The organism is Peptoniphilus sp. BV3C26 (genome assembly GCF_000478985.1).
In the GTDB taxonomy this organism is placed as follows: domain Bacteria; phylum Bacillota; class Clostridia; order Tissierellales; family Peptoniphilaceae; genus Peptoniphilus_B; species Peptoniphilus_B koenoeneniae.
Genome location: NZ_AWXB01000041.1, coordinates 1 through 27,000, shown reverse-complemented (window position 1 = coordinate 27,000; position 27,000 = coordinate 1). Strand labels below are relative to the sequence as shown.

The following is a 27,000-nucleotide window of genomic DNA, read 5'->3' as shown; positions in this document are numbered from 1 at the left end:
GTGTAGGATGATTTATTTTACAGATCTAAATCCAAGATATGTTAAAGAATTTGAAATTGATGATTTTGAAAAGAATAGAGATAATTTTGCCAAGTCCTCTTTTGAATATGCAGATGGATATGGCATAGAAAATGCCCTTTTATTAAAAAAATTGGGAGAAGATTCAAAATTATTTACAATTTTAGGCGGAGCAAACAAAAAAACCATAACTTCAATTTTAGAAAACAATAAAATAGATTTTTCCCATGTGGAAATCAATGACAATCCAAGGGAAGAAATTAGAATTTTAAATAAGGAGGGGCTTACAAAAATTTTTGGAAATTTACCCAGGATAACAGGGCAAACTGAAAGAGATTTGTATATGCTCACTAAAGATTTAAAGCAAGAGGACTATTTTGTAGTTACAGACAATGATCAAAAAAATATTTCCGATGAAGTTATTTTAAATTTAATAAAACTTTGTAGGAATAATAAAATAAAAGTTTTGGCAAGTTTTAAGGATAAAATTTTGTTAAGAGAAGATAGGGTTACAGGTCTTGTTGCAAGCAAAAACCAAGTTGAAGAATTTTTTGATTTAAAAATAAATTTTGAAAGTGAAGGAGTAAAGCTTGCAAAGGCAATGACTGAAAAACTTGCAGAAAAAGCCTTCATAATAAGTGATGGAGGAGTTTTGTATTCAGATGGTGAAAATTCCTACAAGGCAGAGTTTGATTTTAAAGATAAAAAAATTGATAAGAATAGATTTTTGGGAGGGCTTGCTCTTTCTCTAAACAGAAATTATAAAGACCAACTTATGCTCACAACTTCTCTTGCCATTTCTTTAAGTAAAAAATCCATTTATGAAATTGAAATGAGCGACATAAAAATCTTATCAAGTGACATAAAAATTAGGAGATTAAAATGAAAAATTATAAGATAAACAGAGATGATACCCTTTTTGTATTTTTAGATTTACAGGATTCTCTTTTAAAAGCTATTGAAAATAGGGATGAAATTTTAAAAAATTCAGTAATCCTAGCAAAAACTGCAGAAATTTTAAATATTGATTCAATAATAACCCTTCAATATCCTAAGGGACTTGGGGGAGTAAATAAAGAAATCCATGAATTTATAAAAAATGCACCTCAAATTGACAAGGCATATTTTTCTTGTATGAGAGATGAAAAATTTTTAGAAGAAATAAAAAAATTTGGGAAAAGACAAGTTGTAATTGCCGGAATTGAAGCTCACATTTGCGTTTTCCAAACGGCAAGAGATATGGTTGATTCAGGCCTTAATGTATTTATTCTATCAGATGCAGTGGGTTCAAGAAATAAAAAGAATAGAGAAAATGCCCTTAGGCAATTAAATGACTTGGGCTGCGTTGTAACAAACATTGAAAGCATTTTATTTGATCTTTGTGAAGTTTCAGGAACTCCTGAATTTAAAAAAGTTCAAAAATTAATTATTTAAAGAGTAAAGGCAAGATAGTATAAAATTTATTTTAATGTTATAATGAAACTGTTACAAACGATTTCAATACTTAGGAGGATTTAATATGAAAGTTTATAATACTGAACAGGTGAGAAATTTAGCCCTGGTTGGGCATAGTGGAAGTGGAAAGACAAATCTTACGGAAGCTATGCTGTTTCAGTCAGGAGCAACTAAAAAATTGGGATCTGTTTCTGACAAAAATACTGTAAGTGATTTTTCTAAAGAAGAAATAGAAAGAGGTTCTTCTATTGGTACATCAATAATACCCGTTGAATGGAGAAATTATAAAGTAAATATAATAGACACTCCCGGATATCTTGATTTTATAGGAGAAGCACAAGGGGCCTTAAGAGCATCTGAGGCAGTACTTATGGTTATTGATGGCCAAAGCGGAATCCAAGTGGGCACTGAAAGAATGTGGAAATACACTGAAAAAATAGGAATGCCCAGAATTATTTTTATAAATAAAATTGATGGAGAAAACGTAAACTTTAGAAAATTAATGGAAGAGCTGGAAGAAAATTTCGGTAAAAAAGTAATTCCATTCTCAGTTCCTATTGGAAGCGGAGAAGATTTTATAGGAGTTACAGATGTAATTTACCAAAAGGGTTTTAAATACACAAATGGAGGACCTTCCGAAATAGAATTAACTCACGATCAAGTAAAAGCAACAGAAAGAATGTATGAAGAAATTGCAGAAGTAGTTGCTGAATCTGATGAAGTTTTAATGGAAAAATATTTCAGTGGAGAAAAATTCACAAGAGAAGAACTTTTAAAGGGAGTTACATCAGCTTTACTTTCAGGAGATGCCGTTCCTTTACTTGTAGGAAGTGCAGAAAAGGGAATAGGAATAGATATTTTATTAAACACCATAGTTAATTATATGCCTGCTCCAAACGATCAAAGAGCCCATATAGGCTTTAGATATGAAGAAGGGGAAAAACGTAGCGTAAGCTCAAAAGAACCTTTTTCAGCAGTTGTATTTAAAACAAATACAGACCCATTTGTTGGAAAAATTTCAATATTTAAAGTAATTTCAGGAAAAATAACAAAAGACACTCCTGTTTTCAACATAAACAAAGGCGAAAATGAAAAATTAGGCGGACTTTTTGTTATGAGAGGAAAAACTCAAATAGAAGTTCCTGAAATTAACGCAGGAGATATAGGAGCAACAACAAAATTACAATTTACTGAAACAGGGGATGCTCTAATAGATAAAAATCATCCTGTAAAATACAAGGAAATGAAATACCCACATCCTGTTTTATATTATGCAATAGAACCAAAGACAAAGGGTGATGAAGAAAAACTTTCAACTTCCCTAAGAAGACTTAGAGATGAAGATCCGTCATTTACTATTGAAAGAAACACAGAAACAAAGCAACTTACCATTGGCGGACAAGGCCAAGTACAATTAGATGTAATTTTACAAAAACTTAAAAATATGTTCGGAGTTGAAGTTAATATAGTTCCATTTATTATCCCTTACAGAGAAACAATAAAAGGAACTTCATCAGTACAAGGAAAACATAAAAAACAATCAGGTGGCGCCGGACAATATGGAGATGTTTGGATTAGATTTGAACCTTCAGAAGAAGAATTTGTATTTGCAGAAGAAGTATTTGGAGGAGCAGTTCCTAAAAATTATTTCCCTGCAGTTGAAAAAGGAATAATAGAATCAAAAGAACATGGAGTATTGGCAGGATATCCAATGACCCACTTCAAAGCAACTTTATACGATGGATCCTATCACGATGTAGACTCAAACGAAATGAGTTTTAAACTTGCAGCTAACCTTGCATACAAAAAGGGAATCCAAGAAGCAAAACCAACCCTTCTTGAACCTATAATGAGTGTGGAAGTTTCAATTCCAGATGCATATCTTGGAGATGTAATGGGAGATATGAACAAACGTCGTGGAAGAATACTTGGAATGGATCAACAAGCAGACGGAACACAACTTTTAATCGCAGAAGCACCTCAAGCAGAAATGTTTGAATATTCAATAGACCTTCGTGCAATGACTCAAGGAAGAGGAACATTTTCAATGGAATTTGCAAGATATGAAGAAGTTCCAGGACAAATAGCTGAAAAGGTAATTGAAGAAGCTAAAAAATTAAAGGAAGAAGAAAAATAAAAGATTTAAAATTAAAAACCTGCTTATAAGTTAAGCAGGTTTTATTTGTGAAAAATTATGAAAGATAAAAAAACAGTTGGTTTTACCCTATTTCTATTTGCTTTATTATGTCTTATAGGATATTTACTTTTATCATTTTTAAAAGAAAAAAATGAAGAAGCCTTCGCTTTAGTATTTTTTCTTTGCATAATAGGACTTTTAATATTATTTATTTTAATAATAAGGCCCCTTATAGAAATGCAAAAAGATAAAAAAATTACTGAAGAATTAAATGAATATGTAAGAAAATATAAAAAAAATAAAAACCCTCAAGATTTTTATAATAAACTTTTAAACATAGAAAACAAACCTAAAACAAAATATGGCAGAAATATCTATCACTTTAATTTATCAACAGCCCTTTTAAATTTAAAAGAATTTGAAAAAGCAAAAGAAGAATTAGAAAAAGTGGACTATAAAAACGATAAAAGGCTTAAAAAAATAATAGAAGGGCAAAAACAAGTAATAGACCAAAAAAAAGAAAAAGCAGAAAAAGAAAAAAATACAAAGAAAGAGCCAAGATAAAATCTCGGCTCTTTTAAATTGCTTATAAAAAAATGGTGCCGGAGGCGGGACTCGAACCCGCACGGTGTTGCCACCACCAGATTTTGAGTCTGGCACGTCTGCCAATTCCATCACTCCGGCAAGACTATGATTTATTTTAACAATATTTTTTTAATAATGCAAATAATTTAAAAAATATTCCTATGATATAATAAGTTTTGAGGTGATTAGTTTGAATAAAATATTAATAATAGATGGTTCATCCTTATTTTTTAGAGCTTTTTACGCTCTGCCCCTTTTAAAAAATAAAAAAGGAATGTATACAAATGCAATTTATGGATTTATTTCCATGGTTGAAAATGCAATAGATAAAATAAATCCCGCTTACATAGCAGTTTGCTTTGATAAAAAAGGAAGGACATTTCGCCATGAAATCTATAAAGATTACAAGGGCACAAGACAAAAAACTCCTTCAGAACTAGAGCAACAGTGGCCCCTTGTAAGAAAAATTTTAGATTACATGAACATAGTTACAATAGATTCTCCCGTATATGAAGCTGATGATATTGCAGGCACTCTTGCTCAAAAAGCTTCAGAAAAAAATTTTGAAGTTTATCTTTTAACAGGAGATAAGGACTATTTTCAGTTAGTAGATAAAAATACAAAAGTCCTTTTAACAAGAAAGGGCATAAGTGATATTGACATTGTAGATGAAGAATACTTAAAAGAAAAATATAACTTAAGGGCAAATCAATTTATAGATTTAAAGGGTCTTATGGGAGACAGTTCCGATAATATTCCTGGAGTTCCAGGAGTTGGAGAAAAAACAGGCCTTAAACTTTTATATGACTTTGAAAACCTTGAAGGAGTATATGAAAACTTAGACCAAGTTTCTGGAAAAAAATTAAAAGAAAAATTGGAAGAAAATAAAGCTCAAGCCTTTATGTCCAAAAAATTGGGAACAATTATAAGAAATGTTCCTATTGAAAAAAATTTGGAAGATTTTGAAAAAAAAGACTACAATTTTGAAGAACTTTTAAAACTCTATAAGGATTTAGATTTTAACACTCTTTTAAAAAGACTTCCGGAAGAATATCAAAAGGAAAAAACTGAAACTGTTCATGAAGATATATTTGAAAGGGGAAACTATGGTCTTGAGAAGCTCCTAGAGGCTTCACAAGAGGAGCAAATCTTATTCTTTAAGATAATCACCGACGGGAAAATATATGAAGGCACAGAGCCAATTAAGTTTGTTTTAGGAAGTGAAAAATTAAAGCCTATAATAATTGACTACAATAAAGAAAATTTAAATCTTTTAAAAAAAGTTTTTGAAGATGGGAAAATTAAAAAAATAAGCTACGACATAAAAGAAGACATAATAATCCTTCTTTACAACAAAATTGATATAAAAAACATCTATCATGACAGCCTTGTAGCAGAATATATCTTAGATTCTACCAAGACAGATTTTGATATAAACACCATATCAGGGGAATATTTTTCAAAGGGCTATAAAAGTGATGAAGAACTTTTAGGTAAGGGAAAACTAAGAAAAAAATATGAAGATTTAAGCTTAGAAGAATTGGAAAAATATTTTGCCTTTTATTTAAACACCATAAAAAAAATCTATAAGCTTCAAATAGAAAAAATTGAAAACTATAAAATGACAGATCTTTACTATAATATGGAGCTTCCCCTTACAGAAGTCCTTGCATCTATGGAGCTTACAGGAATAAGAACTGAAGAGAGCATTTTAAATGAAATCGGAAAAGATTTGGAGATAAAATTAAAAAAACTTGAAGAAAAAATATATGAAGAAGCAGGAGAAGAATTTAATATAAACTCTCCAAAACAATTGGGAGAAATTTTGTTTGATAAATTAAAATTTCCAGTCATAAAAAAAACCAAGACAGGATATTCCACATCAGCTGAAGTTCTTGAAAAATTAGTTGACCAAGGGGATATTGTAATAGACGTTTTAGAGTACAGAAAACTTTCAAAATTAAAATCAACTTATGTCGACGGCCTTATAGAGCTTATAAATAAAAAAACTGGAAGAATTCATTCCCATTTTAATCAAACAGTAACATCCACAGGAAGACTTTCATCAACGGAACCTAATTTACAAAATATACCAATACGTTCAGAAGAAGGTAGACTTTTAAGAAAGGCATTTTTAGCATCAAAGGATAGCCTTCTTGTAGACTGCGACTATTCACAAATAGAACTTAGAATTCTTGCAAGTCTTTCAGAAGATGAAAACATGGTAAAGGCTTTTAAAAATGGAATGGATATTCACAGTAAAACCGCCTCTGAAGTTTTTGGAGTAGATATTGAAAAAGTTACAAGAGAAGAACGTTCAAGGGCAAAGGCTGTAAACTTCGGAATAGTTTATGGAATTTCCGATTATGGACTTTCAAGGCAATTAAATATTCCAAGAAATCTTGCTAAAGAATATATAGACGGCTATTGGGAAAAGTTTCCAAAAGTAAAAGCCTATATGGAAGAAGAAATAAAAAATGGAAAAGAAAAGGGCTTTGTAAAAACAATTTTCAACAGAAGACGTGACATACCAGAACTAAAAGCAAAAAATTTCAACATAAGACAATTTGGAGAAAGAATAGCCCTAAATACACCTATACAAGGCTCTGCAGCAGACATAATAAAAATTGCCATGGTAAAAGTTTATAAAGCCTTAAAAGACAAGAAAATGAAAAGTAAATTAATTTTAACAATCCATGACGAACTTGTAGTAGATGCAAAAAAAGAAGAACTTGATCAAGTAAAAAAACTTATGGTGGAAATTATGGAAAGTGCGAAAGAACTAAAAGTTCCCTTAACAGTTGATCAGGAAGTGGGAGAATCTTTGTATGACACAAAATAATAAAGGACCTTTAATAATAGGGCTTACAGGGTCAATAGCAACGGGAAAATCAGCATTGACATCAATCTTAAAAGAATTGGGCTACTATATAATCGATTCAGATAAAATTGCAAGAAGGGTATCGGAAAAAAAAGAAGTACTTGATCAAATTGAAAAAGAATTTGGAAAAGAAGCCATAAAAGACGGACAGATAAACAGGGAATATTTAGGAAAGAAAGTTTTCGGAAACGAAGAAAATTTAAAAAAATAAATAGAATTATACACCCTAAAGTTTATGAAGAAATAATAAAAAGCATAATTCCAGGCATAAATTTTTTGGACATTCCTCTTTTATTTGAAACTTATGAAGAAGGAAAAAGCTACGGTTTAAAATTTAATGAAATATGGCTTGCCTATACACCGGAAGAAATACAAATAAAAAGACTTATGAATAGAGATAAAATAGATAAGGATTTTGCCATTAAAAAAATAAGATCTCAAATGTCCATAGAAAAGAAAAAAGAACTTAGCGACCTTATAATAGATAATTCAGGAAGCCTTGAAGATTTAAGAGAAAAAGTAAAAAAAATAGTAAAACAAAAGGAAAAAGAATATGAAAATTTTTACAAGAAAACCCAAATATAAATTGACAATAAGTGTTTTAATTTGTATTCTATTAGGCACCTTAATAGGCGGGCTTTTTGGACAAAAAAAATTAGGAGCCTTAATAGGAGCTTTAACAGGACTTCTTCTGGGAGTATTCGTAGAGGGAAAAAGATTCGAATGAAAATTCTTTTTTTAATTCTTATATTTTTTATTTATGAAATTTATCAGCTTTCATTTATAAAAGTAAAAAAAATAAAAATTAAACTTGGATTTAGGGCTGTGCAAATAAGTGATTATCACAACAGCCCTTTTATAAATTTAAAGCTTTTAAATAAAAAATTAAAAAAAATAAATCCTCAAATAATATTTTTGACAGGGGATATAATTTCAAGAGATACAAAAAATTTTCAAAGGGCAGAAAAATTTATAAAAGCATTGAAAATAAGAGAAGATATAAAAATATTATTCGTAAAGGGAAATCATGAATATGACAATAGAAAATATGGAGAATTTTTAAAAATCTTAAGAAAACATAAAATAATACTATTAGACAAAAATCCTTTAGAATATAAAAATGTAAAAATTTATGGAGAAGACTTTGAAAGTTTCCAAAATTTAAAATTGGAAAAGGGGAAAAATATTTTATTAACTCACGCACCAGAAAAGGCTATTGACGGAAGAAATTTTAATTTAATATTAGCAGGTCATACCCACGGAGGGCAGGTGAGATTTCCCATATTAGGGCAAGTAATAGGAAATAACTTTAAACTTTTTCCAAAATATTCCATGGGACTATATAAAATAAATAAAAGCCTCCTTTATGTAGATGGAGGACTTGGAGGAAAAATAAATTTCAGAATTTTAGATCCTGTAGGAATTACAGTAATAGAATAAAAAAAGACCGTTAGATTTTTCTAACGGTTTTTATATTGGCAGGGGTAGCAGGACTCGAACCCACGACACTTGGTTTTGGAGACCAATGTTCTACCAACTGAACTATACCCCTAAAGTTTGAATGCTTTTATATCTTACCAAATGAAAAAGTTTTTTTCAAGATTATTTTACAATTATGTAAGCCTTAATTTCTTCAAACTTTTTTTCTCCTATACCGGGTAGATTTTTTAAGTCTTCAATTTTTGTGAAGTAATTATTTTTTCTATAATTAATTATTTTTTTAGCCATCTTAGGCCCCACGCCTGGAATGTTTTGAAGCTCTTCCTCATCAGCCCTATTTATGTCTATAAACTTTTCTTCACCTTCATCACCTTCCTCTTTTATAAGAGAAGGGACGACAATTTTTTCTTCATCCTTAAGTTTTTGAGCAAGATTTAAAGAATTAAGGTCAGCATCTTCAAGAGGGCCTCCTGCTTTTTCAATCAAATCTTTTAGTCTTTCATCTCCCTGAATTTCATAAAGACCAGGATTTTTAACTCTTCCGCTTATGTGGACATAAATTGAGGAATCTTTATTTTCGTCAAAGGTTCCGGAATTTAAAACTTTTCCGGAATCCTGTGACATTTCTAAATTTTTATTTTCATATTTTTTATAAAAAAATCCAAGGGTCAATAAAATTATCAGACCCAAGATCATAAATTCAACTTTTGAAAATTTCATCCTATATTAAGTGCAATCTCCATCATATTTGTAAAAGACTTTTCTCTTTCTTCGCTTGTAGTTTCCTTTCCGGACACAAGGCTGTCTGAAACCGTTAAGATAGAAAGAGCCTTTGCTCCATTTTTATTTGCGTTGCAATAAAGGCCGTAAGATTCCATTTCAATAGCAAGGACATTCATGGCTTGCCACTTTTTCCAATTTTGAGAATCGGCATTATAAAAAATATCCGCAGATAAAACATTTCCCACATGAACAGGTAAATTTTTATTAATACATTGGTCATAGGCTTTTTTCAAAAGATCAAAAGAAGAGATGGCACTGTAAGTTCCCTTTAAATCATATTGATCTGCAAAATTTGAATTTGTGCAGGCACCCTGTGCAAGGACAATATCATATAAATTTAAATTTTCATTTATAGCTCCACAAGATCCCACTCTTATAATATTTTCAACTCCATAAAAATTAATAAGCTCATAAGAATAAATACCTATGGAAGGAATACCCATGCCTGATCCCATAACGGAAATTTTTTTGCCCTTATATAGACCTGTAAAGCCCAGCATATTTCTCACATCAGTAACAAGTTTAGCATTTTCCAAAAAGTTTTCTGCAATAAATTTTGCCCTGAGAGGATCTCCCGGCATTAAAACTGTTTTTGCAAAAGCATTGTCTTTTGCATTTATATGTGGTGTAGTCATAAAAACTCCTTTTAATATTATTTTCAAGAGTATTTTATATTAATGAAGCTTTATCTTCAAGATGCTATAATATTTTAGAGGTGATTAAATGAAATTTAAAGAAAAAATAAAAGCTTATGCAAAACTTGTTATGGTTAAGGGCTTGAATATTCAAAAAGGTGATATTTTAGAAATAAATATTCCTGTAGAAAGAGCAGACTTTGCAAAAGTTTTGTGTCAAACAGCCTATGAAATGGGAGCAAAAAAAGTTTTTGTGGATTATAGGGACACAGACCTTTCAAAGCTTGACTACACTTACCAAGATGAAGAAAGTCTTGCTGAAGTTCCTCAATATCTTATAGATAAATCTGAGCTTAAAATAAAAGAAAAATGGAAAAGACTTTCAGTAACGGGAGAAGACCCCTATGCCTTCGAAAATATAGATAAAAATAAAATAAAAATAAGAAACATAGCAGTTTCAAAAGCCATGAAAAATTATTATGACAAAATGATGGCAGACTATATTTCCTGGTGTGTAATAGGAGCTCCAGTTCTTAAATGGGGAAAAGTTGTATTTCCTGAATATGAAAATCATGTGGTAATAGAAAGACTTTGGGATTTAATATTTAAAACTGCAAGAGTTTTAGAAGGAGATCCAATTGAAAATTGGAATGAACACATAAAAACTTTAAAAAATCGTGCAAAATATATGACCCAAAGTAAATTTAAAGAACTTCACTATAAATCAAAACTTGGAACAGATTTAAGAGTAAAACTTCCTGAAAATTATATTTTTGAAGGAGCAGAAGAAATAAATAAAGATGGTCAAAAATTTGTTGCAAATATTCCAACAGAAGAAATTTTTTCCCTTCCTCATAGACAAGGAGTAGATGGAATAGTATATGCAACAAAACCCTTAAATCACAACGGAAGCCTGGTAAAAGATTTTTGGTTTAAATTTAAAGATGGTCAAGTTGTAGAATATGGAGCAAAAGAAGGAAAAGAAGTCTTAGAAAATATTTTAACAGCAGATGAAGGAGCAAAAAGGCTGGGAGAAGTTGCCCTTGTTCCATATCATTCACCGATTTCTCAAACGGGAGTACTTTTTTATAACACCCTTTATGATGAAAATGCTTCATGCCATTTTGCCCTTGGAGCAGCATATCCAAATTGTTTAAAGGGAAGTGAAAATATGTCTGAAGAAGAACTTTTACAAAATGGAGTAAACGACTCTTTAGTTCACGTTGACTTCATGGTAGGAGACGAATCAACGGAAATTATAGGTATAAAAGAAAACGGAGAAGAAGTAGAGATTTTTAAAAATGGCGATTTTGTAATTTAAAAATTTTATATATTTAAATTAAACCTTAACAATAAAAGTTAAGGTTTTTTAATTTGAAAAATATTTTATAAAAAATTTATTTTGTTTTCTCACACAATACACGCGGACCGGTAAAATGGTCCCTAGAGTCTTACATAAGTTTTGTAGGAACAAATTTATTGGTCCGGCGCCGTAAGGCGACTTAAATAAGATAAAAAATGAAAAAGAAAAATATAAAGAAAAAATAAGAAAAAACAAAAAACAAAATGCTTCACGTGAAGCGTAAAAAATATTATCTTAATTTTTTAAAAAATTTTTTGAGAGAAGCTTTGTGCCTAATACATAGATACGTATGTTATAATTAAAAAAGGGTGAATTATGTATCAAGCACTATATAGAAAATACAGATCTAAAAATTTTGATGAAATTGTAGGTCAAGATCATATAAAAAATGCCATTAAGCATCAAGTTAAAAATAAAGAAGTTTCTCATGCTTATTTATTTTCAGGCACAAGGGGAACGGGAAAGACTTCCATGGCAAAGATTTTATCAAGGGCTGTAAATTGTCTGCATCCTGTTGATGGCAATCCTTGTAATGAGTGTGAAGTTTGCAAGTCCATATTAAATGGAACAAACTTAGATGTTGTGGAAATGGATGCCGCAAGTAATAACGGTGTTGATGATATTCGTGAATTAAAGGAAAAGGTGGTTTATCCCCCATCCCAATCAAAATATAAGGTATATATTATTGATGAAGTTCATATGCTGAGCAAGGGAGCTTTTAATGCTCTTTTAAAAGTTTTGGAAGAACCTCCGGAATATTTAATTTTTATTCTTGCTACAACGGAGCCGGAAAGAGTTCCCCAAACTATTTTATCAAGGACTCAAAGATATAATTTTGTTAGAATTTCTATTCCTAAAATAATTGAGAATTTAAAAGATATTTTACAAAAGGAAAATAAACAAATAGATGAAAGAGTCTATACGATTATTGCAAATGCTGCTGATGGTTCCATGAGAGATGCGGTTTCTCTTTTAGATAGACTTGTAGCTTCAAGTCCAGATTACATTTCCTATGAGGATGCCATTTCTATTTTAGGCATGACAACTGAGGACAATCTTTTTGCTTTGGCAAGGGGTATTTTAAACAGGGACTCTGATAAAATTATTAAGCAAGTTGCAAAGTTATCTGATGAGGGAAGGGATTTAAATGTTCTTTTAGATGAAATTATCACTTTTTTCAGAAGGATATTAATTGCAAAAGAAGTTAAAGATCCCAAGGAAATTTTATGGGTTAGCGATTTGGAAAGTTATTTAAATTTAGCTTCAGAATTTTCTTTAGGTTTTATTATTGAAATTATAAATTCTTTAAATACAGCTAAGGAAAAAAGCAAATTTGCTACTAATAAGAGAATTATTTTAGAGCTTTCTTTAATTGAGCTTTGTAACGGTGGAGATTCTCTTTTAAGTCGCCTTGAAAATTTGGAAAATAAGATAAAATTTTTGTCTTCTAAAGATTTAAAAAAAGTTCAAAGTGCAAATTTTGAAGCTCAAACTGAAAATCAAAAAAAATCTTACGATAAATCTTATGAAGATTATCTTGATTCTATGGCAGAAGATAGTTTTCAAGGTCAAGAGGAAGATTTTGACGAGATTTCAGTTCCCGAGGGAATGTTTATTGAATCCGAGGAGAATTTGAAGGAAGAAAAAAATCAGGAAGAAGTTTTGACACAAGATGGAGATTTTGATTTAGATAAACTCATAAGTTTAGCATTAGAAAACAATCTACTTATAATGTCCATAAACTTAAAAGAAGCCTCTTCTTGCTATTTAGATAAGGATAGACTTACCATAGATTTTATGGAAGAAAAAAACTTACAGTATGATCTTATTAATAGGGAAGATAATATTAAAGCTATTGAAAAAATTTTAAAAAAAGAATTTAATAGGGATATAAATATAAAATTTCAACTTAAAAAAAATATTGAAAAGGAAAAAGCTATAGACAAACTTTATGATTTGTTTGGAAAAGAAAATATAGAAAGGAATTAAAAATGGCAAAATTTCAAGGATTTCCCGGTGGTGGGAACATGAACAACATGATGAAGCAAATGCAAAAGCTTCAAAAACAAATGGAAGAAATGCAAGATAACCTTAAAGAAGAAACTACAAGTTTTACATCAGGTGGCGGAGCTGTTGAAGCTACAGTTAACGGTCAAAAAGAACTTTTAAGTATTAAACTTGATAAGGATGTGGTTGATCCAGATGATGTAGAGATGCTTGAAGATTTAATTGTTGCAGCTGTAAATGGAGCTTTAAAGGAAAGTGATGAAAAGGCTGCAAAACAAATGGGAAAATTAACCGGAGGTTTAAACATTCCGGGTCTTGGCCTATGAGTCAAAAACCCATTGAAGAATTAATTAATGAGCTTTCAGGTCTTCCAGGTATTGGAGAAAAAACAGCTCAAAGACTTGCTTATTATATTTTGGATTTAGATGAAATAAATGTAAAAAAATTATCGGATTCAATAATTAATGCAAAATTAAATACAAAAAGATGTTCAATTTGTTGTAATTTTACTGATGGAGATCCTTGCAGCATATGCTCTGATTTAAATAGGGATTCTTCTACTATTTGTATTGTAGAATACCCAAAGGATGTTTTAGCAATGGAAAGGACCGGAGCTTATCATGGCCTTTATCATGTTCTTCACGGAACCATAAAACCTTTAAGGGGAGTATCCCCAGATGATTTGACTATAAGTGAACTTATAAAAAGATTATCTAATCCGGAAATTAAAGAAATTATTGTTGCAACTAATCCTACAACTGACGGAGATACTACTGCTATGTATTTAAAAAGACTTTTAAGTCCTCTTGGAATTAAAACTACAAGAATTGCATATGGCATTCCTGTGGGAGGAGATCTTCAATATTATGATGAAGTTACTATTTCAACTGCATTAAACAATAGACAAGAAATTTAAGTGCCGGCAAGAGCCGGTATTTTTTAAACTTATTTATAGCTTATTTATAGAAGTGGTCTTTAATGTTATAATTTTATAAGGGGTATTTATGAGAGATATTTACTTAATAATTATAATAATTATTTTAATTACTATTCAAATGAGTTTAATTGACATACAAAAAGAAATAAGGGAGATAAAAAGGGGTAATCATGGAAAATAAAAAACGTCTTATTCTTTTTTCAAAGGAAGACATAGATAAAAGAGTAGTTGAACTTGGGAAGATTTTAACTGAAGACTATAAAGATAAGGATCTTTTAGTTATTTCTCTTCTTAGAGGTTCATTTATTTTTGCTGCTGATCTTGTGAGAAATATTGATTTAAAACTTGAAATTGATTTTTTAACAACTACAAGTTATGAAAATGAAGAAAAAAGTTCCGGTATTGTAAATTTCCTAGGTGGACTTAGAAGTAGTGTAAAAGACAGAGATGTTTTAATTGTTGATGATATTGTAGATTCAGGAAATACTTTAAAGGCTGTAAAAGAAAAAGTTCAAAAGATGGGTCCCAAAAGTCTTAAATCTTGCGTTTGTTTAAACAAACCTTCAAGAAGAGAGGTAGATGTTGAACCAGATTATGTAGCTTTTACCATTGAAGATGTATTTATAGTAGGCTATGGTCTTAATTACGGGGACTATATGAGAAACGTTCCTTATATTTTTACTTATGAGAACAAATAGAAAATATCTTAATGTTTTCAGCGTTAATATCTTTTGTCTTATCTTCGGCATACTTTTTTTGACCATAGGAAATTCTATACAAGACAAAAATTTTTTCCTGGGAACTTTTATTACTGAGGTTTTTATCCTCCTTATCCCTTCTTTAATAGTTGTTAATTTAAGTGGAAGGGCTAAAAGTATTTTAAATATAAACAAAATAAGCTTTACAGATTTATTTTTAGTTATCTTAGTAACTATTTTGTCCTACCCCATAATACTTTTATTTAACGGCATATTTTTGACTTTAATTTCAAAGTTTGTGGAATTTAATAATTTTTCCATGGATCTTTTTACCAAGTCGGAAATTAAAAAATATTTTATTTTTGTATGTTTTTTACCTTCTATTTGTGAAGAAATTTTTTTCAGAGGGGCAGTTTTAAGCTCTTATGACATTTACGGAAGAAAATTTGCTATTTTTATGAGTTCTTTTGTCTTTGCCATCAGCCATTTTGACATACAAAATTTTATTGCGCCCCTGCTTTTAGGTATATTATTTTCAAACATGATGGAGCTTACAGGCTCAATTTTTGCTCCTATAACTGCTCATTTTACAAATAATATAATTGCAATTATCTTTGCAAAATACTTGAATGACTACTTTTTTAAATTTTTATCTGCTACTAATTTTTCAAGAGAAATAGGCAGTGTGGAAGTTTTTACAATAGTTGTTTTGACTTTTGCAAGTATTATAAGTTTTTTTGCCATAAGATATATTTTTAAATACATGAATAAAAAGAGAAAAGTAAGTGAAATAGGTAAAAAATACAGGAGTCTTAGAAACATTGAACTTTTCAGTTTTATTCCTATATTTGCTGAAATAATATTGTATTTAGTTTATAATTTTCAAATTTTTAGGAGGTAGTTATGTCTATAGAAAAAGCAGTTGAATTAATAAAAAATTCAAAAAAGATTTTTGCTTTGACAGGAGCAGGAATATCCACTGAATCTGGAATACCTGATTTCAGATCTGAAACAGGATATTACTCAAAAATGGATCCTATGGCAGCTCTATCTAAGGATGTTTTGTTAAAAAATCCTAAAAGATTTTATTCTGAGGGCTATGTTATTTTATCCGATTTAAATGACAAATCTCCCAATCAAGGCCATATTGCTCTTAAAGAATTGGAAGACCTTGGATATTTACAGGGAATTATTACACAAAACATAGATAATCTCCATACAAAAGCAGGAAGCTCAAATATTTATGAAGTTCATGGTGAAACAAGAGATGTAAGATGCATGTCTTGTGGAAAAGTTTATCCCTTTTCTTATATGAAAGACCAAGTGGAAAAAAATATAATTCCACCTAAATGTAATTGTGGAGGAGTAATAAGGCCAAATGTTGTAATGTTTGGGGACATGATGCCTGATGATTTTACAAGGGCGGCACAAGATTTGGAAGATGCAGACCTTTTAATAGTTATAGGATCGTCCTTACAAGTTTCTCCTGTAAATTATTTGCCCAGATACGTTAAAAATTTAATTATAATTAACAATGATCCTACGCCTTTTGATTCCTATGCACAAGTAGTAATTCATGAACCTGCGGGAAAAACTTTAAAGAAAATTATAGAGGCTCTTAAATGATTTATGGTTCTTTTGCTGAAGTTTATGATGAACTTATGTGGGACTTAGATTATAAAAAACTTGCAAATTTTATTAAAGAAGAAATAGAGGGAAAGACAATTCTTGAAATGGCTTGCGGAACCGGAACAATTATAGAGCTTCTTGAAGATAAGTATGAGATGGAAGGTTTTGATCTATCGGAAGATATGCTTGCTATTGCAAGAAATAAAGTGAAAGCTCCCCTATATAAGTTAGATATAAAGAATTTTAATATGATGAAGACCTATGATGGAATTTTATGTCTATCGGACAGTTTGAATTATATTTTACAAACAGAAGACTTAGAAAATATTTTTAAAAATGTTTATAAACACCTAAACAATGAAGGCAAATTTATTTTTGATTTAAATACCCATGAAAAGTTTTTATCTATGGAAAAAATTTATGTGGATGAATCGGAGAATGCTTTTTATGTTTGGGAAGATTACTATGATGAAGATAAAAGACTCAATACTTATTATGTAAATTTTTTTATAAGGGATAAGGATAAGTATAAGAGAGTTACTGAAGAACATATTGAAAAAGCCCACGATTTAAAAAAAATAGAAGCTTATTTAAAAAGAGCGGGCTTTGATATAAAAAAATATAATGACTACAATAGAGAGGGTGACGTTAAAGGGTCTCATAGGATGACCTTTGTTTGTAAAAAATGGGAAAAATAATAAGTACAATTTCAAAAGATGGGCTTGTAAAAGCAAAATTTGCAGATACAGGAGATTTAGTAGAAGAAGCAAGAAAAATTCATAATTTATCTAAAACTGCTTCTGCAGCTCTTGGTAGGACTTTAACTGCTGCAGCAATTATGGTGAGTGGTTTAAAGAACAAAGAAGATTCCCTTACTGTAATTATTGCAGGAGATGGTCCGGGAGGAAGAATAGTTGCAACTTGTCAAAATGACGGTTATGTAAAAGGTTATGTGGAAAATCCTGACTTTGACTTACCTATAAGACAAAGTGATAATAAAATTGATGTTGCTGGTTTTGTGGGAAAGGGCCTTTTAAAAGTTACAATGGACCTTGGGATGAAAGAACCTTATGTGGGACAAGTTCCCTTAGTTAGTGGAGAGATTGCAGAGGATTTTGCAAATTATCTTTTAACCTCTCAGCAAATTCCTTCCGCTGTTGGACTTGGCGTTTTAGTAGATAAAGACTTGTCTGTTAAAAATGCAGGAGGATTTATTCTCGAGCTTATGCCAGATTGTCCAGAAGAAATTATAGAAAAAATTGAAAGTTCAATTATATCTCTTGGCAATATTACTTATTTATTGGAAAATTTTACTCATAAAGAAATTTTAGATAAAATTTACGGGGAAATTGAATATTCCATTTTAGAAGAAAAAGAAGTAAGTTACAGATGCAACTGCTCCAGAGAAAAAGTTGAAGATTCTTTAGAGTCTTTGGGAGAAAAAGAATTAAGGGAAATTATTGAAGAAGATGGTCATGCTCATGTTGAATGTTATTTTTGCAACAAGGAGTATGATTTTACAGAAGAAGAATTAAAAAATATACTAAAGAGGATTACAAAATGAATACTAAAAATACACGTTTTATAACAACTTGTGCAATTTCCATTGCACTTACTTATTTATTTACTTGGGTAGTTAGAGTTCCAGGACCTGTTACAGGAGGTCTTGTACATCTTGGGAATGTTCCATTTTTTATAACAAGCATCTTACTTGGACCTACACCTGGTGCCATAGCAGGAGCTGTTGGTATGGGACTTTTTGACATTACATCAGGATGGGGAGCTTGGGCGCCTATAACAATAATAACAGGAATTATAATGGGTCTAGGAATGGGAAAGATTACTCATAAAAAACTTTCTTTTAAGAAACTAATGGCTGCCTTTATATTTGCTCTTATAATTAAAGTTTGTGGATATTATATAGGAGAATGCATTATGTATAAGAGTATGGCTGCACCCCTTGCAAATATACCTGGAAATATTGTTCAAATTTTATTTGCATCAATTATTGTAACCTTAATAATAAATCCTATAAAAAAAGCTCTTACTTCTATGCACTTTGACTTAAACATTAAAAAATAAATAAAAAATAAACCTGCTAAAATTTGCAGGTTTATTTTTTTTAAAAATTCTATTGAATTTAAAATTTCTTTTAACTTTGGAATAATTTCCTCAAGAGTTCGATCAATCATAGGATTTTTAATTTTTCCAATTTCCATAAGTTTAAAGAAAGATTGAGATCCTCCCGCTTTACATAAAGTTAAATATTCAGAAAAAGCTTTTTTGTGATCCTCTAAATTCTTAATTAAATATTGAAAAGCACAAACTTGGGCAAGAGTATAATCAATATAATAAAAAGGAACTGCGAAAATATGACCTTGTCTAAACCAGAAAGTTCCCTTGTTTAAAAACTCATCATCATAATCAAGATCAGGTCTATATTTCATTTCTATTTCATGATATTTTTTCTTTCTTTCTTCAGGACTTACATCAGGGTTTTCATAGACAAAATGTTGAAACTCATCAACAGTAGCACCATAGGGCAAGAACTCTATGGCACCCTTTAAATGTCTGTATTTAAATCTATTTACTCCCTTACCGAAAAATAATTCCATCCAGGGCCAAGTGAAAAATTCCATGCTCATAGAATGAATTTCACAAGCTTCATAAGTTGGAAATCTATATTGAGAAATTTCATAATCCCTTGACATATACATTTGAAAAGCATGTCCAGCTTCATGAGTTATAACTTCAATATCACCTTGAGTGCCATTAAAATTTGAAAAAATGAAAGGCACTTTATACTTATCAAGGCCAGTACAATATCCGCCAGCTTCTTTTCCAGGCTTTGCCACAAGATCCATAAGTTCCATAGAGGTCATAAGATTAAAAAATTCGCCGGTTTCTTTAGAAAGCTCATTGTACATTTTTTTAGCATTTTCAACAATAAACCCTTCATCACCAATGGGATTTGCATTTCCTTCGTTAAAATCAATAGTCCAATCATAATATTTAAAATCTTTTATTCCGATTCTTTCTTTTTGAATTTTTCTAAGTTCAACTCCAAAGGGGGTAAAAGTTTTTAAAATATAGTCACGATATTTTTTTACATCTTTTGAATTGTAATCAGTTCTGTATAAAAATTTATATTGTAAATCAACATAATTTTTAAAGCCTAAAGCCTTAGCCATATTGTTACGAACTTTTACTAAATCATCATAAATTTTATCAAATTCTTCTTCATGGTCTTTAAAAAATTCATTTTGTTTTTTATAGGCATCTATTCTTATATCCCTGTCTTTACTTTCAAGATAGGGTTTCATTTGCGCAAGATTTAATACCTTACCATCAAATTCAATTTGTGCGGAAGCTATAAGCTTATCATATTTTGTAATAAGTTTATTTTCCTCTTGCATAAAGGGAATAGCTTCTTCCTTCATAACCAAAGAACAATCCAATAAATTTAAAAATTGTTCACCAGTAAGTTTTTTAAGTTCATTAAGATTTTTTGAACTTAAAATAATTTTTGCGACTTCCACATCTATATTTGCAACTAAGGGATATAAATCATCTATAAATTCCTTTTCTGCATCATAAAACTTATCCCTTGTATCAATGGAATGTCTTATGGAAACAAGAGTGCAATTAGTAGAAAAATCATCTTTATATTTTTCAAAATTTAAAATTCTTTTATACTGTTCTTTTACATCTAAATTATTAAAATCATCAAAATTTTCATGAAAGACTTTTTTATATTCATCAATGTTCGGTCTTTCATAGGGCATTTCTTTAAATTTCATATTTACCTCCAATTATTCTTTTTTTATGTTAACACAAAAATAAGTCTTTTTAAATTAAGGAAAATATACGAAATTAAAAATTTTTTTATTTTTTACTAATTTAGTACAATAATTTAAAAAATTTTATTTAAAAAGTTTAATTTAGTAATTTATAGGGGTATAATGTAAATGGAAGAAGTTTTAGAAAAAAAAGGAGGAAGATAAAATGGAAAAAGATTATAATTTTTTTGATCAATTATATGCTTCTCAAAAAGAAATGATTGATAGCTGGTCTAAAACTTTACAGGATTTTGGGGGAAGTTATGGAGTTCCTTTTAATGTAAAAAATCCTATGGAAACCTATGAAAAGTTTATCGGCTCTATGAAAGACAGTCCGTTTTTTTCTTATAGGGGAGATCCGTCAGAAGTTTTAAATAAAATAAAACAAGGATCTGAAGTTTACTATAAGATATATGACCTTTACAAAGAAATTTATGACAAAAATTTTAAGCCCACCCAAGAAAGAATGAAAAAAATTTTGAATGATTATGAAAAAAATGTAAGAAACTATATGGGAACTTACGTTTCTGCTTATCTTCCTAAAGAAGTTCAAGAAATGTTTGACAATGCCTATGAAATAAAAGATGCTTATGAAAAAACTATGACAAGTTTTTACGGACCTTGGGCTGACACTATTAAAAAAATGACAGATTCTTATGTTGAAGGTACTTTTAAGGATCCTGAAGGATTTTTAAAATATTTTGATGAATGGAAAGAAAACTATAACAAAACTTTCGGAAAACTTTTGAATATGCCCATGGTAGGTATTTCAAGAAAAACTCAAGAAGAAAGGCTTCAAACTTTAGATAAATATATAAGATTTATAACTTATACAGCTGAACTTACAGTAAAACTTCAAACAATTGTAAACGAAACAACTCAAAATGTAATTAAGGATTCTTTTAAGCTTCTTGAAGAAGGACAAGCTCCAAAGACTTTTGATGAATTTTATGATTTTTGGAAAACTTCTCTTTCAAATAATTTTGACAAAGTATTTTATTCAACGGAATTTTCAAAATTTTTAGGAAACTTTGTAGATTCAGTTTTAACTCTTAAAATTCAAATGGATAAAGTAATTGAAGATTCTTTAAAATATATGCCAGTACCTACAAATAAGGATATGGACTCACTTTATAAAACGGTGCATGAACTTAAAACCGAAATTAGAAAAATGAGAAGAGAATTTAGAGAGCATAAAGACGAAAGTGAACTTGACAAAGAGCCAAAAGCTGATAAATAAGGAGGCTATTAATGGACAATATGTTTAAAATGGATTATGCTCAAAACTTATCCCAAATGATGGAGACTCAAAAAAAGATGGCAAAGGGTTTGGAAACTTTAATGAATGTAGACTATTCAGGAGCTAATCAAACTCCAAAAGAACTTGTATTTCAAATGGATAAGATGAAACTTTATCATTATGAGCCAAGAGTTAAAGACATAACAAAAACACCTTTAATTGTAGTGTATGCCCTTGTCAACAAGGAATATATGATGGATTTGCAACCTGATAAATCTATGATGAGAAAACTTCTTGACGGTGGAATAGATGTTTATATTATAGACTGGGGTTATCCAACAGCTGATGACAGATATCTTACTTTAGGAGATTATATTAACGGATATATTGATGAAGCTGTAGAATTTGTAAGAAGAAAACATAAAATTCAAAAAGTCAATATAATGGGAATTTGCCAAGGCGGAACTTTTAGCTTTATATACACTTCACTTCATCAAGAAAAGGTAAAGAACCTTGTATCTTTAGTAACTCCAATAGATTTTTCAACTGACGACGGACTTTTGTTTAAATGGGGTCCATATTTAAATGCAGATAAAATTGTTGAAGCCTTTGGAAATGTTCCAGGAGATTTTATGAATGCAGGATTTGTATTATTAAAGCCTTTTGATTTAATGGTTGATAAATATGTAAGCCTTATTGATATTTTAGATGATGAAGAAAAGATGGCAAACTTCCTTAGAATGGAACAATGGATATTTGATTCACCTGACCAAGTTGGACAAGCCTATAAAGAATTCCAAAATGAAATGTATCATAACAATTCTTTAGCTAAGGGTGAACTTGTTCTTGAAGGCAAAAAAGTTGACCTTAAAAATGTAACTTGCCCAGTTCTTGTTATGTTAGGTAAAAAAGATAATCAAGTACCGCCTGATGCTACAAGACCTATACCTAAACTTATAGGTTCTAAAGATTGTGAACTTGTGGAAATAGATACAGGGCATATAGGACTTTTCGTTTCAGGAAGAAGTCAAAGAGAAGTAAGTCCGAAAATAATTAAATTCTTAAAAGAAAGAGATTAAATAGGCAAAAAATAAAAGAAATTAAATTAGCAGGCTTTGCCTGCTTTTTTTATAAAAAAAGTCTTGACTAATTAAAAGGGCTTATGTATAATATCCATGTTAAAGCCAAAGACAGTAGGGACTTATGTTTAAATATCCTACCGAGGTAAGAATTAAAGAAACGAAAATTCTATCTCACTGGCTTTAGTGGGATTTTTTATTTTATGGGGGTGAAACAATGAAAGAAGAGAAACTTCAAGGTAAACAAGCCCTAGTTGACGAAATTAAAGAAAAGATTCAAGGTGCACAAAGTATTGTACTTATGAATTATCATGGACTTAATGTAGAAGAAGTAACTGAACTTAGAGCTCAATTTAGAGAATCTAATGTAGATTACAAGGTTTACAAAAACACTATGATGAGAAGAGCTTTTAATGATCTTGGAATCACAGGATTTGATGAATTTTTAAAAGGACCATCATCAATTGCTTTTTCAATGGAAGATCCGGTTCCGGGAGCAAAAATTGCATCAAAATTTGCAGAAAGCCATGAAGCACTGGAAATTAAGTCAGGTTATGTAGACGGTAAGATTATCGATGTTAAAGAAGTTGAATCCCTTGCAAAACTTCCAGCTAAGGAAGTATTAATTGCACAAGTACTTGGTGGATTAAATGCTCCACTACAAGGATTTGCTAACGTATTAAACGCAAACTTAAAGGGACTTGCAGTAGTCCTTGGTGCTATCAGAGATAAGAAAGAATCTGAAGCAGCATAATTATTAATTAAATTGGAGGAAATAAAATGTCAGAAAAAGTAGAAAAATTAATTGAAGAAGTTAAAGGACTTACAGTTCTTGAATTATCAGAACTAGTAAAAGCATTAGAAGAAGAATTTGGTGTATCAGCAGCAGCACCTGTAGCAGTTGCAGCAGCAGCACCAGCAGGCGGAGCAGCAGCACCAGCAGCAGAAGAAAAATCAAGCTTTGATGTAGTTATTACAGAAGCAGGACAAGAAAAAGTTAAAGTTATTAAAGTAGTTAAAGATATTACAGGACTTGGACTTAAAGAAGCAAAAGCTCTTGTAGACGGAGCACCTAAGGCTGTAAAAGAAGGCGTTTCTTCTGATGAAGCTGATCAAATTAAAGCTAAACTTGAAGAAGTTGGAGCAACTGTAGAAGTTAAGTAATATAACTTATAAAAAATACCGTGATTTTGCGGTATTTTTTTATTTAAAAACATAAAAATTAAATTGTAAATTTTTATTAAAAAAATATAAAAACTCTTTAAAAATATTTTCTTGTATATTATTTTTTTTACCTCTATAATTAATGTGTCAGGGGAGCTTTTGCTGAGATTAGGATTTCCTTAAACCCTTTGGACCTGAACAGGTAATGCTGTTTGGGAAAAGTCTGCCTCTATTTGTAGAGGTTTTTTTTATGTAATTTTATAAGGAGGTAATTTTATGAAAATTTCTATTGCGATACAAGTTTTGCCTACAACTAAAGAAGCAAGCTCAAAATCTGTTGTTGAAGTTGTAGATAAAGTCATTGAATACATTGAAAGTCAAAAAGTAAATCATATAGTAACACCTTTTGAAACGGTAATAGAATTAGATGATTTTAATAAAGCTTTTGAAATTTTAAAAAATTGCGTAAAACTTGCAGGAGATTTATCGGAGCAAGTGGCATGTTATAGCAAAATATTTTATTCTGAACAAGGAATCCTGACAATTGATGAAAAAATCGGCAAATATCAAGGATAATTTATCTGCTGCTTCTCTGATAATAGTAATTTTAATAATTTGGCAAATTGTAACCCAAACAGGTCTTGTAGGTCCATTTTTACTTCCTAAACCCTTGGATGTGGTTAAGGCATTTATTTATGATATGCCTACAATTTCATCTCATCTTTTGACAACTCTATCAGAAGCTTTTTTAGGACTTTTTTTGGGAGTTTTGTTAGGATTTATAGCTGCTTTAATGATGGATTTTTCAGATGGAATCTATCATGCTCTTTATCCTATATTGGTTCTTACTCAAACTGTTCCTACGGTTGCCATTGCACCTCTTTTGGTTCTTTGGATGGGATACGGTATTTTGCCTAAAATTGTTTTAATTGTAATAGTAACATTTTTTCCAGTTGCTATAAGCTTGCTTGAAGGATTTAAGCAAGTTGACGTGGATAAAATAAAACTTTTAAAGGCTATGGGAGCGGATAAATTTAAAATTTACAGGTATATTAAGCTTCCTGAAAGCATGGGAAACTTTTTCAGTGCTTTTAAAATTGCAGTTTCTTATTCTGTAGTTGGAGCTGTAATCGCTGAATGGCTTGGAGGCTTTAAGGGCCTTGGCGTTTATATGATAAGAGTTCAAAAAAACTATTCTTTTGACAAAATGTTTGCGGTTATTTTTTTGATATCAGGCATCTCTTTAATACTTATGAAACTTGTAAGTATACTTCAAAAGAAAATGATGCCCTGGATTAAGGAGGAAAAATGAAAAATTTAAAAAAAGCATTAATAATTGCTTTAGCAGGAATTACTTTAATGGGGTGTTCAAACACAAAACCCCAAGAAAATAAAAAAGAAGGAGAAAAAAATCAAGAACAAAAAGTTGAAAAGGTAAGCTTTCTTCTTGATTGGCAACCTAATGTAAATCATGCAGGACTTTATGCAGCAATAGATAAGGGATTTTTTGCAGAAGAAGGAATTGAAGTTGAAGTTAACCAACCTCCTGCAAATGGAGCAGAAGCTTTAATAGCTTCAGGAAAAGCTGACTTCGGTATATCTTTTCAAGATACAATAGCACCGGCATTTGCCAGCGATAAACCTCTTCCTGTTACAGCAGTTGCTGCAATAATTAATCATAATACTTCAGGAATTGTTTCTGTAAAAGATAAAAACATAAAATCACCTAAAGATATGGAAAATCACAATCATTCAACTTGGGGACTTCCTGTGGAACAAGCAATTTTAAAACAAGTTGTGGAAGATGACGGAGGAGATTTTTCAAAAGTAAACTTAGTTCCAGGAGATGTAACAAATACTCTTGCAGCAATTCAAGGAAAAGACATTGATACCGTTTGGATTTTTTATCCCGTTGACGGTGTAGCAGCTGAAGTTAACAATATCCCTATAAATTATTTTGCCTTTAAAGATATAAATCCAGTATTTGACTACTATACACCTATTCTAATTGCCAATAACGACTTTTTAAAGAATAAAGAAGATGTGGCTAAAAGATTTATGCGTGCCTTAATAAAAGGATATGAATTTGCAATTAAAAATCCTGATGAAGCAGCAGAAATTCTTGTAAAACAAAATCCGGAACTTGATAAAGAACTTACAAAAAAAGGTATGGAATATATAGCTGATAAGTATCAAGCAGACGCTGAATATTTTGGACAAATTAACGGACAAAGATGGAATAATTTTTATGCTTGGCTTTGGGAAAATAAATTAATTGATAAAGAAATTCCTAAAGATTTCGGTTATACAAATGATTTTGTAAATCCTGAAAAATTAAAATGAGTGAAGAAAATATAATTTTAAAGGTTGAAAATGTAGATAAGTCTTTTGATGAGAAAAAAGTTCTTGAAGATATAGATATATATTTAAACAAGGGAGAGCTTATCTCCCTTGTAGGAGTTTCCGGAAGCGGAAAAACAACTTTATTTAATATTATTGCAGGTCTTTTAAAACCAGATAAGGGAAAAGTTTTTTTAAAGGGACAAGATATAACGGGTATTTCAGGAAAAGTTTCTTATATGCTACAAAAAGACCTTCTTTTGCCTTACATGTCAATAATTGACAATGTAGGACTTCCTCTTGTACTTAGGGGAAAAAATAAAAAAGAAGCAAGAGAAGAAGTAAAAAAATTTTTTAAGGAATTCGGACTTGAAGGCACAGAAAATTTTTATCCCTCAGAGCTTTCTGGGGGCATGGCACAGCGTGCAGCACTTTTAAGGACCTATGTCTTCAGCAATGAGGTTGCCCTTCTTGATGAGCCTTTCAGTGCCTTAGATGCCATAACAAAATCATCGATTCATAAATGGTATAAAAATATTATAAAAGATATAGGACTTTCTACAATTTTTATAACTCACGATATAGAAGAAGCCATAAAACTTTCAAACAGAATTTATATCTTGGGAAAAAATCCCGGGAAAATTATTGAGGAGCTTAAAATTGAAGAGGGCTTCGGACAGAATTATTTTGAAAATAAAAAATTTATAGAATATAAAAAATATATTATAAATAAACTGGATAAAATAGAAGCAAATGAAGATTAAAAAATA

General features: G+C 30.3%; 28 protein-coding genes, 2 tRNA genes, 1 pseudogene, 1 riboswitch and 1 other annotated feature. Of the genes and pseudogenes, 26 read left to right on the top strand and 5 right to left on the bottom strand.

Annotated elements, in window-relative coordinates; translation table 11 throughout:
- Window positions 1-7: 7 nt before the first annotated feature.
- The 4 genes from HMPREF1253_RS04105 (at window position 8) to HMPREF1253_RS04090 (ending at window position 4,174) form a co-directional block, all read left to right on the top strand.
- Window positions 8-904: a PfkB family carbohydrate kinase gene (locus HMPREF1253_RS04105; RefSeq protein WP_023055501.1), complete on the top strand. Its 897-nt coding sequence runs from the start codon at window positions 8-10 to the stop codon at window positions 902-904.
- Entirely contained in the window at window positions 901-1,452 is a 552-nt protein-coding gene (locus HMPREF1253_RS04100) for an isochorismatase family protein (RefSeq protein WP_023055574.1), read from the top strand. The genes HMPREF1253_RS04105 and HMPREF1253_RS04100 overlap by 4 nt, the downstream gene beginning before the upstream one ends.
- A gap of 85 nt (window positions 1,453-1,537) precedes the next feature.
- The gene (fusA, locus tag HMPREF1253_RS04095) at window positions 1,538-3,610 is read left to right on the top strand and encodes an elongation factor G (RefSeq protein ID WP_023055532.1); all 2,073 of its coding nucleotides are present in this window, start codon (window positions 1,538-1,540) and stop codon (window positions 3,608-3,610) included.
- A 57-nt stretch (window positions 3,611-3,667) separates the two neighbouring features.
- Complete coding sequence (locus HMPREF1253_RS04090; protein ID WP_023055596.1) at window positions 3,668-4,174, top strand: hypothetical protein; 507 nt, start codon at window positions 3,668-3,670, stop codon at window positions 4,172-4,174.
- Window positions 4,175-4,207: 33 nt separating this feature from the next.
- Here the strand turns inward: HMPREF1253_RS04090 and HMPREF1253_RS04085 are convergent.
- Window positions 4,208-4,294: transfer RNA gene (locus HMPREF1253_RS04085), tRNA-Leu, on the bottom strand.
- Window positions 4,295-4,379: 85 nt separating this feature from the next.
- Between HMPREF1253_RS04085 and polA the strand changes: the two genes are divergently transcribed.
- From polA to HMPREF1253_RS04070, 4 genes and pseudogenes are all read left to right on the top strand, one after another.
- Window positions 4,380-7,037, top strand: coding sequence for a DNA polymerase I (gene polA / locus HMPREF1253_RS04080; RefSeq protein WP_036739436.1), 2,658 nt, complete (start codon window positions 4,380-4,382; stop codon window positions 7,035-7,037).
- Window positions 7,024-7,661: pseudogene (gene coaE, locus HMPREF1253_RS10735) on the top strand (dephospho-CoA kinase). The gene polA and the pseudogene coaE overlap by 14 nt, the downstream one beginning before the upstream one ends.
- Window positions 7,630-7,803 carry a glycine zipper gene (locus HMPREF1253_RS10090; protein ID WP_023055536.1) on the top strand — a complete coding sequence of 58 codons (174 nt, stop codon included), beginning with the start codon at window positions 7,630-7,632 and terminating at the stop codon, window positions 7,801-7,803. Before coaE ends, HMPREF1253_RS10090 begins: the two are co-directional and overlap by 32 nt.
- Entirely contained in the window at window positions 7,800-8,516 is a 717-nt protein-coding gene (locus tag HMPREF1253_RS04070; RefSeq protein WP_023055521.1) for a metallophosphoesterase, read from the top strand. The genes HMPREF1253_RS10090 and HMPREF1253_RS04070 overlap by 4 nt, the downstream gene beginning before the upstream one ends.
- 36 nt (window positions 8,517-8,552) lie before the next feature.
- Here HMPREF1253_RS04070 and HMPREF1253_RS04065 read toward each other — a convergent pair.
- The 3 genes from HMPREF1253_RS04065 to deoD form a co-directional block, all read right to left on the bottom strand.
- A tRNA-Trp gene (locus HMPREF1253_RS04065) sits at window positions 8,553-8,628 on the bottom strand.
- A 50-nt stretch (window positions 8,629-8,678) separates the two neighbouring features.
- Window positions 8,679-9,236, bottom strand: coding sequence for a ComEA family DNA-binding protein (locus HMPREF1253_RS04060; RefSeq protein ID WP_023055617.1), 558 nt, complete (start codon window positions 9,234-9,236; stop codon window positions 8,679-8,681).
- On the bottom strand, window positions 9,233-9,934 hold the full coding sequence (gene deoD / locus HMPREF1253_RS04055) for a purine-nucleoside phosphorylase (protein WP_023055568.1): 702 nt from the start codon (window positions 9,932-9,934) through the stop codon (window positions 9,233-9,235). The genes HMPREF1253_RS04060 and deoD overlap by 4 nt, the downstream gene beginning before the upstream one ends.
- An 88-nt stretch (window positions 9,935-10,022) precedes the next feature.
- On the opposite strand from deoD, the gene HMPREF1253_RS04050 reads away from it, so the two are divergent.
- From HMPREF1253_RS04050 to HMPREF1253_RS04005, 10 genes are all read left to right on the top strand, one after another.
- Window positions 10,023-11,255 (top strand): aminopeptidase, encoded by a 1,233-nt coding sequence (locus tag HMPREF1253_RS04050; RefSeq protein ID WP_023055505.1) that lies wholly within the window; start codon window positions 10,023-10,025, stop codon window positions 11,253-11,255.
- A 357-nt stretch (window positions 11,256-11,612) separates the two neighbouring features.
- Window positions 11,613-13,286: a DNA polymerase III subunit gamma/tau gene (gene dnaX, locus HMPREF1253_RS04045; protein WP_023055549.1), complete on the top strand. Its 1,674-nt coding sequence runs from the start codon at window positions 11,613-11,615 to the stop codon at window positions 13,284-13,286.
- A 2-nt stretch (window positions 13,287-13,288) separates the two neighbouring features.
- Window positions 13,289-13,630: a YbaB/EbfC family nucleoid-associated protein gene (locus tag HMPREF1253_RS04040; protein ID WP_023055610.1), complete on the top strand. Its 342-nt coding sequence runs from the start codon at window positions 13,289-13,291 to the stop codon at window positions 13,628-13,630.
- A complete protein-coding gene (recR, locus tag HMPREF1253_RS04035) occupies window positions 13,627-14,220 on the top strand; it encodes a recombination mediator RecR (protein ID WP_023055512.1) in 594 nt (197 codons plus the stop codon). Before HMPREF1253_RS04040 ends, recR begins: the two co-directional genes overlap by 4 nt.
- A gap of 191 nt (window positions 14,221-14,411) precedes the next feature.
- A complete protein-coding gene (hpt, locus tag HMPREF1253_RS04030) occupies window positions 14,412-14,939 on the top strand; it encodes a hypoxanthine phosphoribosyltransferase (RefSeq protein WP_023055588.1) in 528 nt (175 codons plus the stop codon).
- Window positions 14,926-15,840, top strand: a complete 915-nt coding sequence (locus HMPREF1253_RS04025) for a type II CAAX endopeptidase family protein (protein ID WP_023055599.1) — start codon at window positions 14,926-14,928, stop codon at window positions 15,838-15,840. Before hpt ends, HMPREF1253_RS04025 begins: the two co-directional genes overlap by 14 nt.
- A gap of 2 nt (window positions 15,841-15,842) precedes the next feature.
- Window positions 15,843-16,565: an NAD-dependent deacylase gene (locus HMPREF1253_RS04020; RefSeq protein WP_023055543.1), complete on the top strand. Its 723-nt coding sequence runs from the start codon at window positions 15,843-15,845 to the stop codon at window positions 16,563-16,565.
- Entirely contained in the window at window positions 16,562-17,266 is a 705-nt protein-coding gene (locus tag HMPREF1253_RS04015; protein ID WP_023055573.1) for a class I SAM-dependent methyltransferase, read from the top strand. Before HMPREF1253_RS04020 ends, HMPREF1253_RS04015 begins: the two co-directional genes overlap by 4 nt.
- On the top strand, window positions 17,254-18,132 hold the full coding sequence (gene hslO / locus HMPREF1253_RS04010) for an Hsp33 family molecular chaperone HslO (RefSeq protein WP_023055604.1): 879 nt from the start codon (window positions 17,254-17,256) through the stop codon (window positions 18,130-18,132). The genes HMPREF1253_RS04015 and hslO overlap by 13 nt, the downstream gene beginning before the upstream one ends.
- Window positions 18,129-18,650 (top strand): ECF transporter S component, encoded by a 522-nt coding sequence (locus tag HMPREF1253_RS04005; protein ID WP_036739401.1) that lies wholly within the window; start codon window positions 18,129-18,131, stop codon window positions 18,648-18,650. The genes hslO and HMPREF1253_RS04005 overlap by 4 nt, the downstream gene beginning before the upstream one ends.
- Here the strand turns inward: HMPREF1253_RS04005 and HMPREF1253_RS04000 are convergent.
- Window positions 18,554-20,368, bottom strand: coding sequence for a M3 family oligoendopeptidase (locus HMPREF1253_RS04000; protein ID WP_023055587.1), 1,815 nt, complete (start codon window positions 20,366-20,368; stop codon window positions 18,554-18,556). The two genes, HMPREF1253_RS04005 and HMPREF1253_RS04000, sit on opposite strands and share 97 nt — an antisense overlap.
- Window positions 20,369-20,573: 205 nt before the next feature.
- Here HMPREF1253_RS04000 and HMPREF1253_RS03995 point away from each other — a divergent pair, with 205 nt between their 5' ends.
- The 8 genes from HMPREF1253_RS03995 (at window position 20,574) to HMPREF1253_RS03960 (ending at window position 26,994) form a co-directional block, all read left to right on the top strand.
- Window positions 20,574-21,647 (top strand): poly(R)-hydroxyalkanoic acid synthase subunit PhaE, encoded by a 1,074-nt coding sequence (locus HMPREF1253_RS03995; RefSeq protein WP_023055513.1) that lies wholly within the window; start codon window positions 20,574-20,576, stop codon window positions 21,645-21,647.
- 11 nt (window positions 21,648-21,658) lie between these two features.
- Entirely contained in the window at window positions 21,659-22,726 is a 1,068-nt protein-coding gene (phaC, locus tag HMPREF1253_RS03990) for a class III poly(R)-hydroxyalkanoic acid synthase subunit PhaC (protein ID WP_023055556.1), read from the top strand.
- 87 nt (window positions 22,727-22,813) lie between these two features.
- Window positions 22,814-22,934: a sequence feature (ribosomal protein L10 leader region), on the top strand.
- 9 nt (window positions 22,935-22,943) lie between these two features.
- Window positions 22,944-23,480, top strand: a complete 537-nt coding sequence (gene rplJ, locus HMPREF1253_RS03985; protein ID WP_023055570.1) for a 50S ribosomal protein L10 — start codon at window positions 22,944-22,946, stop codon at window positions 23,478-23,480.
- A 26-nt stretch (window positions 23,481-23,506) separates the two neighbouring features.
- Entirely contained in the window at window positions 23,507-23,890 is a 384-nt protein-coding gene (rplL, locus tag HMPREF1253_RS03980) for a 50S ribosomal protein L7/L12 (protein ID WP_023055552.1), read from the top strand.
- A gap of 139 nt (window positions 23,891-24,029) precedes the next feature.
- A riboswitch (TPP riboswitch) is annotated at window positions 24,030-24,125 on the top strand.
- A 41-nt stretch (window positions 24,126-24,166) separates the two neighbouring features.
- Window positions 24,167-24,466 carry a thiamine-binding protein gene (locus HMPREF1253_RS03975; protein WP_023055561.1) on the top strand — a complete coding sequence of 100 codons (300 nt, stop codon included), beginning with the start codon at window positions 24,167-24,169 and terminating at the stop codon, window positions 24,464-24,466.
- The gene (locus HMPREF1253_RS03970; protein ID WP_023055534.1) at window positions 24,438-25,202 is read left to right on the top strand and encodes an ABC transporter permease; all 765 of its coding nucleotides are present in this window, start codon (window positions 24,438-24,440) and stop codon (window positions 25,200-25,202) included. The genes HMPREF1253_RS03975 and HMPREF1253_RS03970 overlap by 29 nt, the downstream gene beginning before the upstream one ends.
- Complete coding sequence (locus HMPREF1253_RS03965; RefSeq protein WP_023055550.1) at window positions 25,199-26,233, top strand: ABC transporter substrate-binding protein; 1,035 nt, start codon at window positions 25,199-25,201, stop codon at window positions 26,231-26,233. The genes HMPREF1253_RS03970 and HMPREF1253_RS03965 overlap by 4 nt, the downstream gene beginning before the upstream one ends.
- Complete coding sequence (locus HMPREF1253_RS03960; protein ID WP_023055489.1) at window positions 26,230-26,994, top strand: ABC transporter ATP-binding protein; 765 nt, start codon at window positions 26,230-26,232, stop codon at window positions 26,992-26,994. Before HMPREF1253_RS03965 ends, HMPREF1253_RS03960 begins: the two co-directional genes overlap by 4 nt.
- Window positions 26,995-27,000: the final 6 nt, after the last annotated feature.

Coding starts and splice junctions, on each gene's coding strand:
- phaC (WP_023055556.1), top strand. CDS start 21,659: ATGGACAATATGTTTAAAATGGATTATGCTCAAAACTTATCCCAAATG.
- HMPREF1253_RS04015 (WP_023055573.1), top strand. CDS start 16,562: ATGATTTATGGTTCTTTTGCTGAAGTTTATGATGAACTTATGTGGGAC.
- HMPREF1253_RS04090 (WP_023055596.1), top strand. CDS start 3,668: ATGAAAGATAAAAAAACAGTTGGTTTTACCCTATTTCTATTTGCTTTA.
- recR (WP_023055512.1), top strand. CDS start 13,627: ATGAGTCAAAAACCCATTGAAGAATTAATTAATGAGCTTTCAGGTCTT.
- HMPREF1253_RS10090 (WP_023055536.1), top strand. CDS start 7,630: ATGAAAATTTTTACAAGAAAACCCAAATATAAATTGACAATAAGTGTT.
- HMPREF1253_RS03975 (WP_023055561.1), top strand. CDS start 24,167: ATGAAAATTTCTATTGCGATACAAGTTTTGCCTACAACTAAAGAAGCA.
- rplL (WP_023055552.1), top strand. CDS start 23,507: ATGTCAGAAAAAGTAGAAAAATTAATTGAAGAAGTTAAAGGACTTACA.
- HMPREF1253_RS04000 (WP_023055587.1), bottom strand. CDS start 20,368: ATGAAATTTAAAGAAATGCCCTATGAAAGACCGAACATTGATGAATAT.
- HMPREF1253_RS03960 (WP_023055489.1), top strand. CDS start 26,230: ATGAGTGAAGAAAATATAATTTTAAAGGTTGAAAATGTAGATAAGTCT.
- HMPREF1253_RS03995 (WP_023055513.1), top strand. CDS start 20,574: ATGGAAAAAGATTATAATTTTTTTGATCAATTATATGCTTCTCAAAAA.
- HMPREF1253_RS04060 (WP_023055617.1), bottom strand. CDS start 9,236: ATGAAATTTTCAAAAGTTGAATTTATGATCTTGGGTCTGATAATTTTA.
- hslO (WP_023055604.1), top strand. CDS start 17,254: ATGGGAAAAATAATAAGTACAATTTCAAAAGATGGGCTTGTAAAAGCA.
- HMPREF1253_RS04020 (WP_023055543.1), top strand. CDS start 15,843: ATGTCTATAGAAAAAGCAGTTGAATTAATAAAAAATTCAAAAAAGATT.
- dnaX (WP_023055549.1), top strand. CDS start 11,613: ATGTATCAAGCACTATATAGAAAATACAGATCTAAAAATTTTGATGAA.
- HMPREF1253_RS04050 (WP_023055505.1), top strand. CDS start 10,023: ATGAAATTTAAAGAAAAAATAAAAGCTTATGCAAAACTTGTTATGGTT.
- HMPREF1253_RS03970 (WP_023055534.1), top strand. CDS start 24,438: ATGAAAAAATCGGCAAATATCAAGGATAATTTATCTGCTGCTTCTCTG.
- hpt (WP_023055588.1), top strand. CDS start 14,412: ATGGAAAATAAAAAACGTCTTATTCTTTTTTCAAAGGAAGACATAGAT.
- rplJ (WP_023055570.1), top strand. CDS start 22,944: ATGAAAGAAGAGAAACTTCAAGGTAAACAAGCCCTAGTTGACGAAATT.
- HMPREF1253_RS04070 (WP_023055521.1), top strand. CDS start 7,800: ATGAAAATTCTTTTTTTAATTCTTATATTTTTTATTTATGAAATTTAT.
- HMPREF1253_RS04025 (WP_023055599.1), top strand. CDS start 14,926: ATGAGAACAAATAGAAAATATCTTAATGTTTTCAGCGTTAATATCTTT.
- deoD (WP_023055568.1), bottom strand. CDS start 9,934: ATGACTACACCACATATAAATGCAAAAGACAATGCTTTTGCAAAAACA.
- HMPREF1253_RS04005 (WP_036739401.1), top strand. CDS start 18,129: ATGAATACTAAAAATACACGTTTTATAACAACTTGTGCAATTTCCATT.
- HMPREF1253_RS04100 (WP_023055574.1), top strand. CDS start 901: ATGAAAAATTATAAGATAAACAGAGATGATACCCTTTTTGTATTTTTA.
- HMPREF1253_RS04105 (WP_023055501.1), top strand. CDS start 8: ATGATTTATTTTACAGATCTAAATCCAAGATATGTTAAAGAATTTGAA.
- HMPREF1253_RS03965 (WP_023055550.1), top strand. CDS start 25,199: ATGAAAAATTTAAAAAAAGCATTAATAATTGCTTTAGCAGGAATTACT.
- HMPREF1253_RS04040 (WP_023055610.1), top strand. CDS start 13,289: ATGGCAAAATTTCAAGGATTTCCCGGTGGTGGGAACATGAACAACATG.
- fusA (WP_023055532.1), top strand. CDS start 1,538: ATGAAAGTTTATAATACTGAACAGGTGAGAAATTTAGCCCTGGTTGGG.